This window comes from Pseudoalteromonas luteoviolacea, from assembly GCF_018100925.1.
GTDB classification, from domain to species: domain Bacteria; phylum Pseudomonadota; class Gammaproteobacteria; order Enterobacterales; family Alteromonadaceae; genus Pseudoalteromonas; species Pseudoalteromonas obscura.
On the sequence record NZ_JAGJEH010000005.1, the window covers coordinates 175,969 to 193,443 of the forward strand.

The window sequence follows — 17,475 nt, forward strand, 5'->3', positions numbered from 1 at the left end:
TAGTGGATAGACCTGTTGAATCATTGACTATCTAGTTGGCCTAGTCATTTTCTTATTCAATTTACTATTTCTGGAAATTCTCTAGCATAACTCTGCAAGCGCGGAGTTGGATTCAAAGGCACCTACTTTCCTTAGCATCAGACGTGTTTAAGTAGAGCTGTGTTAGAAATACAGCTGGATGTCATGTGTTTTGTTTCTTTCACTATGAGGATATGCCGATTTGATCCCATTTTTGATTCAACAGATGAGTAAAAAAGCGCTTTCTAAACTTATTGCAAGTTACAGGTATGGAAATACAATGGATTTTTCATCAATAAATAGATATTAGGCTAATTTGTAACGATTCAATTTCAGTACAGAACGTGAGAGGCTCTACTCATCCGCAATGGTGCTAACAGGGATTTTACCTTCAGGGGCATTATAGACAGGTTAAAAATATAAATACCATTTCCATTAATTTATCATGTCAATTATTTTATAATTTGGTAGTAAATATAAAATGATTAATATTTTTTATATAATTTTAAGGTGTAGGTTGATAAGGTTTTTATTTTGGTTTTGTGTTGGGTTTTAATGGTGGTTTCTATGGGTTTTATATTTGTGTGGAATTTATATTTTAAATGTAATTTAATTGTTTGGTGTGGGTTTTTGAACCAAATTTAAATTAAAAAATAAGGTTGTTAGAATAAATGTCTAAAAATAAGACGAAAAAACACAATTACAGGATGATAATTTCGAAAGATCGCGTAGAAAAATAATGTATGCATTGCCTGCATTAGGCGGTGCGGCGATTTTGGCTTCGACAAAATCAAAAGCTTCTGGAACAGATATTAGTGCACATACGGTTACGTCTTCTCTTGGCACTCAGTTTTCAACAGTTCCTAGGCCTTTACATGAAAGGTTTACTGATAGAGTTTATGCAAAAGATTTTGGTGCAACCTATTGGCACCAAGATATGTCTGCTAGTTCTAATATTGAAGGACTAAATGCTGCGTTCGAGTTTGCTAATCAAGAAAGCCACAATGGTGAAAGAAAAGTTGTTGATTGCGGCCCTTCAAGAATATCTGTAAATAAAAGTTCATCAGCACCGGGCGTTGTTGATTTTCAAACATTAAAGTGGCCGAACAATACAACGTTTAATTACACTGGCCCTTCGGGTGAAAATGTACTGTTTTTGAATCATTTTAGTGGCCCTTATGGAGAATATACAGAGGGTGTTCCTGTCAATGAGTTAAATATCACAGCCCCTTATCATCCTGCGCTAATTTTAAACGTTAAAACGAAAAAGTCTTTTGGTGGGATAGCACAAAAAGCGCATACCGTAGGAGAGGCCAATAATTCGGTCACAACAGAATCATCAACAATAGGATTTAGAATTGATGACGATAATGTTTGGCAATGGATCGTAAATGGCGATCGGTTATTCCGCAAGAATTTATGGAGTGAAAGTAAAGGGCTGCTAATTAACCGTTTTGTTATGAGTGGCGACACGGGTGATGTTGGGATACAAAGGGGAAACCCACAGTTTCCAATGGATATTGCGGGTGGTATGCGAGTAGTATCAACTGATCAACATGGCCCTGAGTTTAATCAGTATGATAATGTGAATCGTTTTGAGTCACCTGAAGTTGTTTTAGAAAAAAATATAAAAGGAGTCAGTACAGGCGTAAAGCTCAGTACAGACCCTAAAGGTTTCGACCTTGCATAGAGCTTCCGAAGGCGATGCCTATTTGTCCTTAAATAAAGGCTTTTTCTATATCGTGAATTCGTATTCACCAAACTGGCAAGGGGCTGCACTAAAACTCGGACACAATTCTCAAACTCAGCGTTCGATAAATGTTTCAGGAACTATTAATACTCAGGGTCGAGATTATGCTGAATATATGTTTAAAAACGCATCCTGCGGCGAGATCTTAAAAGGCGATGTATGTGGCATTGATAATAAAGGGTTACTGACTGATAAGTGGAATGAAGCAATTTCGTTTGTGATAAAGTCGACCAATCCATCATTTGTGGGCGGAGATGATTGGCACGAAAAGGTATTAAAACCGATATCTGAGCAGGCTACTGAGCAAGAACGTGAATCATACTTAAAGCGTCTGCAAGAAGAGCGTAAAAAGGTTGATAGAATAGCTTTCAGTGGACAGGTACCTGTAAATATTATTGACGCCGAGGTGGGCGCTTATTTGGTACCAGTAGAGCGCAATGGAAAAATTGGCGTTATCGCAAAGAGTAAATCAGATTTATCTATGACTGAGTACATGGACAGTGTTGGAAAAGTTATTGCTATTGGAGATGATGGCAGAACAATAGCCCTTGTTAAGGTTTGCTAGAATAGAAATTACGGCCTTCGACATGTGAATTTATACTGTGAAGGCCTATCACGCCTGTGTTAGGTGGTTTTGATAAAGTGCTCAAAGTACGTCATCTATCCGCGTTTTTAAACTTGGCAAAGTCCACTCCCTCTCTACTCTATTTTTGTAGCCGAACTATTTTGATTTGTTTATTTGGGGCCCAGAGAGTAATACCGCTAATCATTGTTTTTCGCAGCACGAATGCTCGCAGGTTTGTTTGACATTATGGTCAATGGCTGGGGTATGAGTATAAAAAAACTTACTGTACTGTTTATTGCCTTTAGCCATTGCTGGTTGCGCTGCCCCTTATAAACCTAACGGAGTAGTAGGTGGATATGATGACTGGAAACTGGGAGAGGGCTTATATTGAGTCGCATTTTATGGGAGCGGACATGGGAACAAAGAGCAGGTTAGTAATTATTGGCACAGAAGGGCCTCTGAACGCTGTCAAGGTAAATACGAAGTGCATAAAACAGCGAGCACTATTGGGAACAGTGGCAAACTACCTCCTTTGCTATCCGTTTATAAAGATGCTGAACTTATAATACAAACCGGGAGAATTAAGTGTATTTAGTGACTTATCAAAATAATTAAGTAGACCGAAAAGATTATGTCGTTTCTTTGCTCAGTCTAACAAGCCCAAAAAGCTTGCGTACGTCTTTGCAAAAATCATCTATTTTTACAGGTCCAGCTGGTGGAGGCTCCTCCACTTATGCGCAAGATGGCAATGTCGTTTATTACGATGTGAGGTTTAATAAGTCGTTATGTAATTTGTCTTCCAGCGCAGTAGAGTGGGGCAAAAAAATATCATTAACTTTCCATCAGGTACAACAGAGCTTAAGTTTGCTTGAAAAGTATTAAGTGAGAGTGAAAAGCAGGCTAAAAGCTTTGTTACTTAGTTCGAGTGATTATGCTGCTTTAATTTGTGGCGGAGATCCCTCACATAAAGACCACACAAAACGCGAGGGCACATGTAAAAATGCCAGAAGCGACCTGAAATGGAACGGGAACTGGACCAATATTAATACGACAGCTGGCTCTATTTGCGGTTGTGAAGTTGAGTAAGCTCAATAACGGTATGTATTTTTTATCAATATGAGCAGGTTGAGCCTAAACGAAAGCCCGCCAACCGGGCTTTCAATTTGATATGCTAATTACATGCACTAATAAACTGCCATACTTGCCAACGACCAGAGTACTGAGCAGGATGTTGGTTGTTTGAATACCACTTAGCTTCATATAAACGATTGTCGATGTGTACCTGATCGCCTTTGCGATAGACATCTTCCGCGCGCCAATTTGCAATGCCCCTACATGCACCAACGCCGTCGCCCGGGTTCGAATTACCTAACCATTGATTGCCAATACCATAGTTCATCGCGCTAAGAATATCGCCATTGTCCTGAGCGTACTCCCACGCAAATATGCCGCCTAGATTAGTGTTTAAAACATACTGGGCTTTTTTAATCACGCTGCTCGGGTGATCAAACCCAACAAAGGCGGTGTCACTTTCTCTCCAAGCGTAGTGGCAGTCGCAGTCTGCATCGTAACGAATGGTAAAGCCATTGATCCCTTGACCATTTTGGCCGATAACTTCATCAACAATACGTCGATATGTGCCAACACCTTCTTCATCCCACGGTTGCACAGCTTTCGGAAATAACCCAGACGCTTGTCCTCCAATAGGCGTACCAGAAGCACTTAGGCTAACACCATCAAAACCACGTGCATATTTGGCGACTCCCACAACCAGTTTATTGGCTGGGACGCTCTTGTTAAGCAGGTTTTGTACGCCTTGCATTACGCCATGTGACGCTGCCATGTTCGCGCTGTGCGCATCCAATGAAGTGTGATGCCCTATATTGTTTCTAGACCATCCACCAAAAAAGTCATATGTCATCAAAAAGATATAATCAAGATAAGGCGCAGCGCGTTCATAATCTATATTTCTAACGTTATTGGCGTGTGTCCCTATGGCACTTGTGATCGAGTACTTTCTGCCAAGCTCAGCTTCTAACACATCAAACGCAGCTCTTAAATCTTGCATCAGATCAGCATAGTGGCCGCCTTCCTCAGGTGTGTTGGGCCATTCCCAATCGATATCAATGCCGTCAAAAGCACGGTGCGTACGTAAGTAGTTAACGACCGATTGGACAAATACTTGTCTTGCTTGTGGATCTTTAGCCATGGGTGGAAACGTGTCTGAACCGCCCCAGCCACCGACCGAAGGAAGGATTTTCAGGTGTGGGTACTTTTGCTTTAGTTGCAAAAATTTAGACGCAAACTGTTTGTCTATTGTGGTGTCGTCCTCGGCGAGGACATAATCGGGTTTGTTGGCACACACTGTGGCGTCATTGGGGAGCTCTCCTGGCCCACAAGCTCGCAAAAAGGCGTATAAAATATGGGTCAAGTTATCACCTGGCACATCATCAATGGAATTTGGGTCTGACCAATTTGCGATATATGTGCCAACAACTTTATTACTCGTTTGTTTAAACTGCTGGTGTGTGCCAGTAAACTCTTGATACTGTTCTTGCGCCCAAGAGGATTGGGTTGCTGACATCAACATAAGGCCAAACAAGCCCATGCTATTCAATTTATATACTTTCATAAGTATCCCTTTACATGTTTTGTCTTGGCAGGTGGCACTACCGTAAACGCCATCTACCGAATAATTACGGATCAATAACGCTGACATTAACTGCTCCTAGATCAGCTTTTTGAGGATATTTTATACAATTCGATTTGCCAAGTTGGACTATGGTCGAATAATTTATTTAAAAAGGGAACTAATCCACTTGATGAGGAGGTTGTCGTTTGATGAGATTTTTGTGTCTAAATAGCGGCCGTAGGAAGTGGTTTTGAAATCTAAAGGCAGTGTGAAGATGGGTTGACTAAGTGCTTACATTTATTTTGGTTTAATAGGTCGAGCGCGTTAAGAGCTCTGTATCAACAATTTCAGGTGATAAGATACTGAGTGATTTTATAGCTGCCGACAACGCGGCAGCAAATAATAATAAAAGGTGTCAATTCACTACACCAATTTTCTTTGCAAGTTGTTTGTACCCTTTGATGGTCTCCTTCACAAATTGTGTCACCGCACTGAGCGAAGCACTCGGAGTTAGGTCTTTCAATGAGGCCAAATCAACTAACTCTTCAACCTTGGCTTCATCTTTGCTGTAATACAACTGTTCGATTAAATGACCTTCCCCTTTTCCCTGTAAATGTTTCGCGCTGGCTACTTTCATCGAAGTCGCATAGGGATGAAGGTCAACTAGCATTTGTCCAAGGGCGATTTTATTTAAATAATTCTCGAGACTATCAGCATTCGGCACATTGACATAATTGCTTGCAACTTCGCTATAAAAAGCTTGATAGTCTGAATTACCCATGGCAGCTGCTAATCCTGTATCGATATGGGGGTCATATAGCGCGCCCAGATCAGCCACTTTCAGCTTGGTAATGTTATTCATGATGGCGGTTCTTCTGAGACACACGCCCAATATTCTAGCGACGGTATGCGGGCCCTGCATACCACTGACAACGTCAAAAGAATACCGCGTTCTAGTTCGTTTGCTTTTTATTCTCAGTAGCAATTCATTGACCGCGCCTGCTGCATCCAAAGCTCCGGCTTTGAACAATTTACCAATTTCCTGGCAGTCTTTACTGTAGTCATTGGCACTGCCACCCCCTTTTTTGGTAAAAGAGAGCGCTTCTTGCAGGGAAAACAGTCGTTGGTTTAACACCGCAGCTCTGCCTGCATCTGGATCGCTGCGAGTTAGGCTTTGCCCTGGACTTTTCTTGGCATACAAGGCGCTGAGTTCATCACATGTGGCGTTGATGGATTCTTTAATTTCAGTAATGGCTAGAGTATCGTCGAGTTCATCAGGTAATTTGTAATGGTCGTAAAGTTTGGTCGATTCCATGTCATATTCTCGTAAACTAAGAGACGGAACATTGTATTTTGCTCATGATGATTGAGACTCGGGGAAATGGACGAAAGGATCGCGGTGCTATACGCCATTACTATTTGCGCCAGTTGCTAATTTTAATTGGTGACAACAATTCAAAACTCCACACTGGTTGGAGTCTCAAGCGCAAAGTCGAAATCTCTGTTTTGGGTAATAACACCACAACGCTTTATGAATCCTAATAATCACTAAATTTTTCTGACTTTTTTGGCTGTTGTTTAATGATTCTCTGTGATTACAAAAAATTAAGCAGAATTAAGTACATATATTAGAAACACCCAATTAACTTAAACGTATTTTACCTACCTTTCTGATACCTTTTATACCGTGTTTAAGAATAATTAAATCCATAACAAAAACCATAGAAGGAAACGTAAAATGCACAAGGTTAATAACAATGTAGCTGATCATATTGTAAGTGATGAGCATGAAACGATTTATGCCCTTATTAAGCGGCAATCACAGCAGGCCCCAGACAGTATCGCAATTATTGATGGGATTGAAGAAATCACCTATACACAACTCATGTCAGCTGCTGGGACAATTGCAGCGACCATTGAAGCCCGGAACATACCGCAGACCTCTCTTATTGCTGTGTGCATGTCGAGAAAGTGGCAATTAATTGCTGCAATGATTGGCATACACAAGGCCGGCTGTGCATACATCCCACTTGATCCAAGCTATCCAAAAAGCCGTGTGGAGTATATGTTGTCTCACTCGAAGGCACAGGCTGCTATTGTCGACAGCAGTGATACGGCTGCCCTTTGTGCAAATGTGGAAACCTGCATTAGTCTGAGTTCGCTTGATTTATTCCAACGTAGTGCTGAATCCAATCATTGGCCAAAATACAATGATTTGGCCTACGTTATTTACACCTCGGGTTCTACAGGAAACCCTAAGGGGGTGGCAGTTGAACATCAAAACCTCGTGGCTATGAGCCATGCTTTAAGTCATTTGTTCGGACCGCAGGAGTTAGAAGGGGTATTGGCTGCAGCGTCAGTGTGTTTTGATACATCCGTGATGGAGACTCTAGGCACCTTGTCTTTGGGCGGCACAGTTATTCTTGCCCAAAATGCGCTCGCGCTTACATCATTGCCTCATGCAAATAAAGTTAAAGCCTGTGTTATGGTGCCCTCATCGATGCAGGCAATACTCAATAGCGGGTCATTGCCAGAAAATATCGAATGTGTGGTATTTGGTGGAGAAGCGCTTAAATCTGCACTGGTTGATAAAGTGCACAATCTCAGCCCAAGGCCACGTGTGGTCAATGCCTATGGTCCCACTGAAGACACCATATTTTCAACGTTAAAAGACATTGCAGTGGGCGCAAAAACGATCCCAATAGGTCGACCAGTTGGCAACTCGGTCGCATACATATTGGATGACGCACTTCAGCCCGTCGGTCAGGGAGTGGCAGGGGAACTTTGTCTTGGCGGTGATAAGTTGGCAAGAGGATATTTAAATGATGACGAACAAACGCGCGCTCGTTTTGTTGAAGTACAAGTCGATGAACACACACCCAAGCAGAGGCTCTACAAAACCGGTGATTTATGCTGTTGGAATGATGACGGAGACATTGAGTTTTTAGGGAGAATAGATCAACAGGTAAAGATCCGTGGGTTCAGAATTGAGTTGGGTGAAATAGAATCAAAGATCGAGTCACTACCATTTATTCGCGCAGCCGCCGTGAGCGCTGTAGAGAGTGATTCAGGGCAAAAGTCACTCGTAGCATATTTGGTAGAGCAACAAGGTGCGCCTAGCCATGAGGATTTAAAGTCGTTGCTTTTAGCGCAGTTACCGAGTTACATGGTGCCGCAACTTTATATGTCTTTGGACGCACTTCCACTGTTACCCAATGACAAGTTAGATCGCAGTAAGCTACCCGATTTGGCCGAAGTAAGACGCGCAAGTCAAACTCACCAATTAGTTCAAAGCAAACACCTTAATCATGCGCAATTCTCCGAGACGATTTCTCTTATTCAACAATCGGTTGCAGCATTATTGGGTGTCACGGATCTGACTTTGGTGAATCAGGATAACAGCTTTGAAAGTTTAGGGGTTGACTCGTTGAGTCTGATGGAGCTTGCAAGCAGAATAAACAGCGCGCTTGGCTCATCTTTGACTCCTGCCATCATTTTAACTTTTCCAACCCCCGCATTGCTTGCAAATCATTTATTGGCTGGTCATTCGCAAGCGCGGTTGAATGCAAATGAGGCTACACATGATGTAGAAACATTAAGCCAATTTCAAACCTTATTGCAATCCAGCCACCCGACATTCGGCTGTGCAAGTGTGCAAGCCTGGAGTATTGACGATAAAAGCGTGTTAGTTGAAGCGATATTAAGCATGGTCAACCAGTTACGACGGAACCCCTATGGCAAGGTGCTACACACGGGCAGCGCGTCTAGGGGTCTGATAGGTGACAGTTACAATGATGAACAGCAAGAATCCATAATTTGGTCCACTAACCTATATTTTGGATTTAATCGTGACCCGCATGTTATCGCGCAAGCAACTGATGCACTACAAACTTATGGCACAGGTATGGGGATATCGGCAGCTGCCACAGGCATGACAGGACAACATGTCGAGTTCGAAAAAGAGTTTGCCAAACTCGTTGGCAAAGACTGTGCTTGCCTTTTTCCAACAGGTTATACGGCAAATCTGGGCGCAATTTCTGGGATCCTTGGACCAAATGATGTTGTTGTGATCGACCAGCTTTGTCATGCCTCTATTGTTGACGGTGCTAGATTGAGTGGTGCAACTATTCGCACGTTTAAACACAATGACAAAGCCGACCTTGCAAGCGTTTTGGCACAGGAGCAATCTCCATATCGCACTACTTTAGTCGTATTAGAGAGTGTGTACAGCATGGGAGAGGGCATCGCACCAGTTGCAGAGATAGTAACAACCGCAAAGCAATATGGTGCGCTTGTTTTGGTAGATGAAGCCCACTCTTTTGGCTTCTACGGCGAGCGAGGTGCTGGCGTTTGTGCGCAACAGGGAGTTAGCGATCAGGTCGACTTTATTATGACGACTTTAAGTAAGGCGATGGGGAGTATTGGGGGAGTTATCGCAGCTAGTGAAAAGCATGTAAACCTGCTTAAATCGGCGTCGAGAGCTTATATCTTTCAAGCATCTATTAGCCCAGCGGATATTGCCGCCGCGCTGGCGTCACTGCGTATTCTACAGAGTGACGATGCAATGAGGGCGCAGCTTTGGGATCGTACACGTTATATGCGCAATAAATTCAAGCAAGCAGGTTTTGATCTTGGTACAGGCGATGGGCCAATAGTGACGCCTCACTTTGGAGACAAAGACAAGTTATATGCCATAGTTCAAAGTTTGTATCAACGAGGTGTGCAAACCTTGGCGGTAACTTATCCCATTGTTGAAAAAGGGCGTGGGCGTTTGCGGTTTATTTGCTCGGCATCACATACCTATGAGGATATTGATTATACAGTTAATGCGCTCATCGAAGCTGAGCAGGAAGTCAATGCGTATTTTGCTCAGCTTTCACAAAGTAGCAGTTATACAGCGGTAGAGGAGTTTGCTATCGCATCACCTAATTTTAAACGCTGGTTAGATGGATTCGTCCGTTATCTCAGGGCTTACCTACGGAGCAATACAAAGCAGCCTGAGTTAGCCGTTTCTATATGCCTTAACTCAAATGACCCCGCAGTTACTCTGGTGATAAAAAATGATCAAGTGGATATTCAGTGTGGTCAAAAGAGCAATTTAGCATGTTGTGAGTTGTATATCACAAGCCTACAGACTCTAGAGGCGCTAATCACGGGTAATGTGCAGGCTTTACTTGAAGCTGTGTGTCAAAGTGGCTGTACTTTGAAAGGGCAGACAGAAGCGTTTATATGGTTTATGGCAAGGTTTATTGAGCAAAGTAGTAACCGCGCAAGTACTCACCAAAATCGCGAAGTAGCAGAGCTTATTTAGTTAATTTTCGATTCGATAAATGGGTCAAGTGGTGTGCTTTCTTGGCCCGCGTTTACACGCAGTAAGTTATACTTACCTGTAAATGACATATCCGACTTATCATTGCTGATTTGATTTATTGCATGCTATGGAGCTGATATCTCGCTATTTTCTCAAGCTATTGTTCATTAAAATAGCGGCTCCAATTCCAAAAGTAGTTTAAAAATCGTGTATACCTTGGTCGTAAAGTGGTAATTTGCGCTTGTTCATGGCAGATTGTTAGCCACTATTTTTTGCACTGATGATACGAGTGCGCGTTGTAAAAAGAAGAGGTCGTAGTGAAAGTTAGTTTAATATTGTCGTTAATCTTGATTTTATGCTCATGTGCTAGTTCAAGCAATAAGCAACAGGAAGCGATAGGGAATGGCTATGTTATTTTGTCTTTTGATATTAATGAGCAGGGCCAAACTGAAAATATTGAGGTCGTAGAATCTAGTCACGAGGGGTTTTTTGATAATGAAGCAATAAACTCTCTAAAAAAGTGGAAGTACAGGCCTAAATTGGTAAATGGCGTACCAACTAAAAAAGAAAATCAAAAAGTTCAGCTCGAATTTGAAATAAAAAAAGATTAAAAGTGTAAATGCACTAGCTTGTTCAGTTTAAGTGAGAATAAACCAGTGCATCGCTCTTGTTGGCTTTGATTTATATAATTTAATCCATACAGTGCAGGAGCTGCGCCAAAAATATGGAAGTAGCTTTTGCAAATTTTAAGCGAACCATGCTCATATAAACAGTATGCTGACTTATTAACCCACCTTTCATATTGCCTATTTTCAGAGCTCTAAAATACCTCTCTTATTTCGAGTAAAGTAATCGAAATCGCATCATTCTCCCCGAGTTATCCGTAGCTCAGCTGTGTACGCTAGCTAGTATCAAATGAAATACAAACCGTTAGGGTAAACTACAGAGAAGGTGCATTTATCATGGCTTTTAACACAAGTTGTTCAATATTGGGGACTGGCGATTCCAGCAGGGATGTAGAGCGTGAGGCTGACGTCATTTTTACCGCCGCGTTTATTGGTATGGTGAATTACCAAAATGAAAAAAAAGGGGGGCTGACGTGGCGAGTTGATATGGAGCCAAATACCGACCCTGTAAGTACAAAAATGCCCGATCGCGAAGCCAGAACCAAAGACGACAGGGCATCTATGAAAAGGTTAAATGACATATGCTCTAAAGTAAACCACTTGGTAAGAAGCTATGCAAAGAAGGATGTCGGTGGTGTTTCTTGGGGGTTAACACCTTCTTTTGACCGTGGTGGGATGATTTATGCGGGTTGTACTGCTGGGATTGAATACTCGAAAGTGGACCCCAATTATGCCAAGGTTGCATATAAGTATCTCACTGCATCACAAAAAAGCTCACAAGACGGCGAGCGAAAGGATGAAATGTATATTGGGCGTGGTGCCTACTGTGGCCTAGTAGTTGATGATGATGGGAATGCCGTTTCTGCTATGAGCACGATATGTACAGCTCTAAATGAAGATACTATAGATGTAGGGAATCGCTGGAAGCCAAATAAAGAAGCTGAGGTGCGAAAATCTCAATATAATAACAAAACAGATACCTGGGGAGTCATTGGAAACGAAGAGTTGCAGGAAACATTGCGTGAGCAAGGCATGCGCTTTTATCCAAGTGATCAAGATTTAAATTCAGACAATGATATTGTCGGTTATACACATGGGATGATCCGCTGTATTTATGAGACCGAAAGAATCGGCCAAGGCACCGCATTTGAGATGTCTATTGGAAAAGATACATTCAAATTGGCTTCATGTGCCGCGTGTAGCTCATTTATGATGGCGAATAATGTCGACCCCTCTTCCTCTCACTTGGGCCGTGGTGAGTCTTGGGCACCTTACTATACAAGTGAGTCGCATAATGAATCTTGTTATAAAGATCACATAGAAGGTGGGATAGGAGAGGCAATTAAAAGGTGTAATAGCAAATATGCTGAATTCATGCATACCTGCTTAAACATAGGTGCCAAGGTGATGAATAACACGCTATCTTGGGTGAGTAGATCTCACGTAGCCGCACTAGAAAAGCTATTGCTAAAGCTAGAAGGTTCAAAGAAGGATAACACAATAGCACGGGATCTTTTTTTAGATGCTATGACTTATCATAAAAGTGATGCTAAACGAATAGACGAAACACTAACGTATGGTTTGGACGAGCGAAGATTTTGTGACGGCACCTATGACTGGTGTCAAAACCGCCAAACTGGCACGTCAGATCACCCAATGATTGGTTATATAAAAGGGACGTGGGAAACTTTTGAAAACCCGTTCACAGATAAAATGATCGAAGATTTACACACCAATCCTGAGCCGCTCAGTGTTTAAGGGGGTCTCAAATATGACCCTGTACTTTAATTGTGCATTTCTACTCCCTCAAAATGCGGTTGCATAAAGGGTGGTCAATGTAGTTATGTGGCTAGTAATAGGGTGTTGCTAGCTGCTAAGCGCAGTGAGAATAAATATCAAAAAATGGAAGTTGATGGTTAACTTCCATTAAATTGATCAAGTTCTACCAGTCTAGACAATGCATACGATTTAGTCTGTGGAAGTGACTGTATTTAGATCGCATGTCAAAAATAGAGCTCAAAGTTATTGCTTCACAACACATTTAATAACTAGTAAGTACTGTGAAGCAAGCCAACTGTTCTTAAGCTACTTTCTTGATTAATTTATTTTTCACTTTCTGTTTCATTGGAGTCAGTCAACTTTTCGTGGCTTCTGCCTTTTTTGACACCAGTGAAGAGTTGTACTTGTTTTGTATTGTGCTTTTATTTTTCATGGGCGCAGGATCATTGGCTTGTTCAGTTGAATACCAATGCTCAAGAACACTCCGAGCATCCCATGAATCAAGATCTTCTTTCATTTGAAAAACAACCGGAATACTACCTATTAATGAGCCATCAGTAGGCAAGGTGTTTGAAAGACGATCAAAGTGAACATTGGTAAAGTGTTCCCAAATATGATCAGGGATGTCTTTTTGTGTAAACCTAATTTCTGGCTTAGGTACCGTTTTCTTCTTAGAGAGGGTTAGTTTAACTAAATCACTGTCCAGCCTGTATGAGTAGTTGTAGTATACATCTTCTCTATTGATCTCATCATGGGTTGGTTTTAAAACGACTGCGCCAGTTTCATCAAATTCTATTGTAAAAGCTGCTTTTTCAGACTTAAGTTCATTATTAACAGTATTGAGCCAATCAATTCGAGAATCATTAATATTATTCTGTAATTCAGCATTACTCTTTTTGAGCTGCTCGACTTCAGCCAATAATTCCGAGAGCCGATCATTTACTTTTTTTCTCTCTTGTTTGAGGTTTTCGTGTAATTTTATTTCCTCATCCCAGCCTGACTTATTTACCTTTGCATCTTCGGCTGCTTTTGAGCGTTCTTCTTTCAAAGCTTCATACTCAGAGGTACTGGGCCTTTCTTTAAGTTCCGCTTGTATATTGTTAAAGGCCTCTTGAGTTGGTCGAGAGTCTCGTTCAATAGCTAACTTATCGTGCTCTTCTTGTGTTGGCCGGGAATCTAACTCATTTACTTGATCTTTCAATTGCTTAATTGGTTTTTCGTGCGCTTCAATATCTGCATCATAAGCTTTTTTATCTGCTTTATGGCTGGCTCTAAGTATATCGAGCTCATCTTTCGATATTGGTTGTTCACCTTCGAGTTTGATCTGCAACTCTTTAAATTTAAAGTTAAGTTCTTTGGTAAATTTAAAGATATACATGTCTAAAAAAGGCCAAACGAAGACATAAAACCCGGTTATCAATAACGGAAGTGCCAGTCGGTACCATTCAAATTTAGTATAGTAATTGGTTATGTTTGCTTGTTGTACATCCCAAGGAACATTGGAAAAGACCAGCAATACCATGTCTATATTCACGACAGCCCATGTAAAAATGAGTGTAACTAAAAAGGGGCTGGATAGCCGCTTGGCAAGCGTTATGGTTAGGAAGTCTCGAAACTCTTGAAACATTTAAATATTTCCTTTTACAAACTCATTGGTACGACCTTGAATTGCTTCAATGCGATCTTGTCTTTCTATTTCTGCCAGAGTTGGTGGATATTCAGTATGCCACTTTATGAGCAATGGCAACATGTCCTTATGTGGTAAATCATAGTAGTGGATCATGTATAACAAACTGCGTGCAACTTGGCCTTTAATTTCGTCTCTTGGCTCGACAATTGCCTTCTTACCCAATGTGCGCTCAAAGTTGCAGCTGTCGTTTTTAAAATAAGGATTCTTTTCTGGGATAACACCAAAGGGTAGGCCTTGTCGGCTTATTTTATAGCGTTTTTCTGCGGGCCATAGATTATGTAAGTCTGATGTCGCTTCACGGTATTTATCGTGTTTACAGCTTTTGCGTGACGTGCACTATAAAGATTCGGCGATCCAAGCTGTGGGATATATGTGCTCAAGTGTTACCTTTTCACCTGCTTTTTTGGGTTTACCACAATAGAAAGTTTCATAAGCTTGATTGTATAGTTTTAGCCAGAACACTTTGTCGCGCACTTTTTTGTACTCAGATTCATCGGCAAAAGTCGGGGAGACCATTACAAGCCCTGTTAATAAAAAAATGATATGTTTCATCAATTAATCCTTATATTCTGAACCTGTTACGCAGCGCAAGACCTATTAAAAACACCAGCGCTACAGATGCAAGAGATTGTACCCCAGCTACAGCAAACACCATGTGAGGGACATCCACAACAAGTTTACCGTCAATCAAGGTGCCGTAGAGTGCTTGTGAGGACTCTGTACGTGCATCTTTTGAACTCGGTATTATGGAGAACATTTGAGAAAAAGAAAATATGAGTGCATCAGAGGAAATTTCTTTGTTATTGGATGCTACTGCATATATTGGGGCACATACTAACCAGAGTAAAATGAGTGAGAGTATGGGCCGCAAAATACTTCGCCCATAATTGCCAAGCTTTTGAAATAGAAACTCAGTAAATAGCTGATGCCAAGGCGTTTCAATCCAGCGGCTACATTTCATTTCCTCAATATGTAGGTCTAAAGCGAGCTTATGATGTTTGTTACTTTCAGCCAATTCCTTAAGTCGTCTTAGCCGGTCTATATCTTGCCTATCTGCCGCAGTAGCTTGGGCTAACCAAGGGAATTTTTTCGCCATTATTCTTGATAGTTTTATCGCTTTTTTAGTGCTTGAGAACCTAAGTTGGGAACCAAGCCAAATCTGCCGTAACCCGATGAGAGTTTTTACAAATAACTTTCCTTTATTGCGCATTTTGGGTTTAACAGAGAAGTGGCTTAAGCTTAGCTGGTGGGAAAGTTTGGTATTGGTAAAGTCAGGAATGCAGTGGAACTCATTGCCATCCATGTCAACAGGGCCTTCAAAAGTCGTAAATTTGAAAGATAAGCCACTAATTTTATGTACTTTTACAAGGTTAGAAAATTCTAGCCGTCCTAGAATTTTGGCTGAAGCGAGACTTACATCGCCCTCGCCAAATTGTACATTGGAAAAGCCAATAGTACCCTCCCCAAATTGTGTACCGTAAAAGCTGACATCGCCTTGTTCAAACTGTACGCCATCAAAGTAAACATCACCCGTACCAAATTGTGTTCCGTAAAAATTAACAAACCCTTGGCCAAATTGTGCACCTTCAAAGCTAACATTGCCCTCACCAAATTGCGCACAGTAAAAGTAAACATTGCCCCTACTAAATAGGGTGTTGTAAAAGTAAGCATCACCCTCACCAAATTGTGTAGAGAAAAAGTTAACGTCGCCCTCACCAAATTGTGCAAAGTCAAAGTTGACAATACCCTTACTAAATTGTGCTCGAGAAAAGTCAGTATTACCTGGTCCAAATTGTGCGCTGAAAAAGTAAGCACTACCATTACCGAACTGTGCGCCTTCAAAGCTAATATCGCCCTCACCGAATTGTGCACTGGAAAAGTCAACGTCCCCCTCTCCAAATCGCGCTCGATCAAAGTAAACGTCACCTTTGCCAAACTGTGCACGGGAAAAGTTAACATGACCTTTTGGGAACATGTAACGCTCAAACGAAACCTTGTCATACTGCCTAAAATCAGCATCTTCAAAGCTGATATCGGCAACAGGGTTGTCTGCTACCCACTGATTCCAGACATCGACACCTTCTAGCCAAAGGTTTATCGCTGCTTGACCTTCGAGTATTGTCTTTTTGTTGTCATCTCTTGCCATGCGGTTTATTGCTCCTTGGAGTTGGTGGGGGCTAAATTTACGTTCCTTTTTCAATCAGGTCAATTTATGCAATTCGAATATCAATGGGGTCAGAGTCGTTGGTTTTCTGATATAACTCATCTACTGGTATGAGATTTCAACGCTGGCAAAGCAAAATAAAGCTGACATAAGAGAGGGCGGTATTTTTACTGACGAAGATAGCGTTAAAGGCGTATGTCTATACAGGTAACTTATTAAAATTATTAAGTAAGTGCACGTGATTCTCAATGCCTCTTATTTTCATAAATCAGCGAGTCATGAATTTATGCAGGTGCACCAAACAGTTTTAAGGAGAAAGTGATGAACCCTGCAATCAAAGGGTTAGGGGAAGCGGTACTCAGAGTGCGTGATCTGGATAACATGAAAGGCTCTTATACTAATGTTATTGGTCTTGAACTTATCAAAGAGTTTCCAAAAGTCGCTTTTTTTAAAATCACAGAAGGATATGGAGGACATACGCAAGTATTAGGTTCATTTGCTCACGAGTTACCCAGCGCATTCTCTAAAGATAACCTTAGTTTTATTGAGCCGACTTGCTCAAGCTTACATCACTTCGCATTGGAAATATCATCAGATGACTATTTGGTTGAGAAGTCTCTGTTAGAAAAGGCGGGATGCGAAGTCGTTACTGCAGAACATGAATGGTGTCATTGAAAACCTCTTTATAGAAAAGGCCCAGAACAAAATGTCGTAGAGTTGGCGTGCTACGATAGTTCCACATAACAAACGCACAGTTTTGTAAATGCCTACTTACTCTATGCTGATCTCTCACTCTTTGGATTAATAAAAACCTGGTTTGTATATGACATTGGCCTCGACGAATTATTAAGTTGGAGAGTAAGTACCTTGTTAAATTACTCCACTTGAGGGCAGTAAAATATAGCTGGCAGATAAGAACCAGCCATATGTTTAAGTCAGA

General features: G+C 41.4%; 11 protein-coding genes and 1 pseudogene. 6 read left to right on the plus strand and 6 right to left on the minus strand.

Annotation, left to right across the window (positions count from 1 at the left end):
- Nucleotides 1-757: 757 nt before the first annotated feature.
- Nucleotides 758-1,708: a hypothetical protein gene (locus J8M00_RS12285; protein WP_211010523.1), complete on the plus strand. Its 951-nt coding sequence runs from the start codon at nucleotides 758-760 to the stop codon at nucleotides 1,706-1,708.
- On the plus strand, nucleotides 1,701-2,333 hold the full coding sequence (locus tag J8M00_RS12290) for a hypothetical protein (protein ID WP_211010524.1): 633 nt from the start codon (nucleotides 1,701-1,703) through the stop codon (nucleotides 2,331-2,333). Before J8M00_RS12285 ends, J8M00_RS12290 begins: the two co-directional genes overlap by 8 nt.
- Nucleotides 2,334-3,504: 1,171 nt before the next feature.
- Here the strand turns inward: J8M00_RS12290 and J8M00_RS12295 are convergent.
- Nucleotides 3,505-5,052 carry a glycosyl hydrolase family 18 protein gene (locus tag J8M00_RS12295; RefSeq protein WP_211010526.1) on the minus strand — a complete coding sequence of 516 codons (1,548 nt, stop codon included), beginning with the start codon at nucleotides 5,050-5,052 and terminating at the stop codon, nucleotides 3,505-3,507.
- A gap of 328 nt (nucleotides 5,053-5,380) precedes the next feature.
- Nucleotides 5,381-6,280 (minus strand): hypothetical protein, encoded by a 900-nt coding sequence (locus J8M00_RS12300; RefSeq protein WP_211010527.1) that lies wholly within the window; start codon nucleotides 6,278-6,280, stop codon nucleotides 5,381-5,383.
- A 423-nt stretch (nucleotides 6,281-6,703) separates the two neighbouring features.
- Here J8M00_RS12300 and J8M00_RS12305 point away from each other — a divergent pair, with 423 nt between their 5' ends.
- From J8M00_RS12305 to J8M00_RS12315, 3 genes are all read left to right on the plus strand, one after another.
- Nucleotides 6,704-10,276: an amino acid adenylation domain-containing protein gene (locus J8M00_RS12305; RefSeq protein WP_211010529.1), complete on the plus strand. Its 3,573-nt coding sequence runs from the start codon at nucleotides 6,704-6,706 to the stop codon at nucleotides 10,274-10,276.
- 317 nt (nucleotides 10,277-10,593) lie between these two features.
- Nucleotides 10,594-10,887, plus strand: coding sequence for an energy transducer TonB (locus tag J8M00_RS12310; RefSeq protein ID WP_211010530.1), 294 nt, complete (start codon nucleotides 10,594-10,596; stop codon nucleotides 10,885-10,887).
- Between the two features lie 351 nt (nucleotides 10,888-11,238).
- Nucleotides 11,239-12,660, plus strand: coding sequence for a hypothetical protein (locus tag J8M00_RS12315; RefSeq protein WP_211010532.1), 1,422 nt, complete (start codon nucleotides 11,239-11,241; stop codon nucleotides 12,658-12,660).
- A gap of 376 nt (nucleotides 12,661-13,036) precedes the next feature.
- On the opposite strand, the gene J8M00_RS12320 is transcribed toward J8M00_RS12315, so the two are convergent.
- The 4 genes and pseudogenes from J8M00_RS12320 to J8M00_RS12335 all read right to left on the minus strand — a co-directional run bounded on the left by J8M00_RS12320 (nucleotide 13,037) and on the right by J8M00_RS12335 (nucleotide 16,517).
- Nucleotides 13,037-14,308: a hypothetical protein gene (locus J8M00_RS12320; protein ID WP_211010533.1), complete on the minus strand. Its 1,272-nt coding sequence runs from the start codon at nucleotides 14,306-14,308 to the stop codon at nucleotides 13,037-13,039.
- Nucleotides 14,309-14,656, minus strand: a pseudogene (locus tag J8M00_RS12325) (endonuclease); the annotation flags it as partial.
- 51 nt (nucleotides 14,657-14,707) lie between these two features.
- Nucleotides 14,708-14,923 (minus strand): hypothetical protein, encoded by a 216-nt coding sequence (locus J8M00_RS12330; RefSeq protein WP_211010534.1) that lies wholly within the window; start codon nucleotides 14,921-14,923, stop codon nucleotides 14,708-14,710.
- 10 nt (nucleotides 14,924-14,933) lie between these two features.
- Nucleotides 14,934-16,517 carry a pentapeptide repeat-containing protein gene (locus J8M00_RS12335; RefSeq protein ID WP_211010536.1) on the minus strand — a complete coding sequence of 528 codons (1,584 nt, stop codon included), beginning with the start codon at nucleotides 16,515-16,517 and terminating at the stop codon, nucleotides 14,934-14,936.
- Nucleotides 16,518-16,856: 339 nt separating this feature from the next.
- Between J8M00_RS12335 and J8M00_RS12340 the strand changes: the two genes are divergently transcribed.
- Nucleotides 16,857-17,210 carry a VOC family protein gene (locus tag J8M00_RS12340; protein WP_211010538.1) on the plus strand — a complete coding sequence of 118 codons (354 nt, stop codon included), beginning with the start codon at nucleotides 16,857-16,859 and terminating at the stop codon, nucleotides 17,208-17,210.
- Nucleotides 17,211-17,475 lie beyond the last annotated feature (265 nt).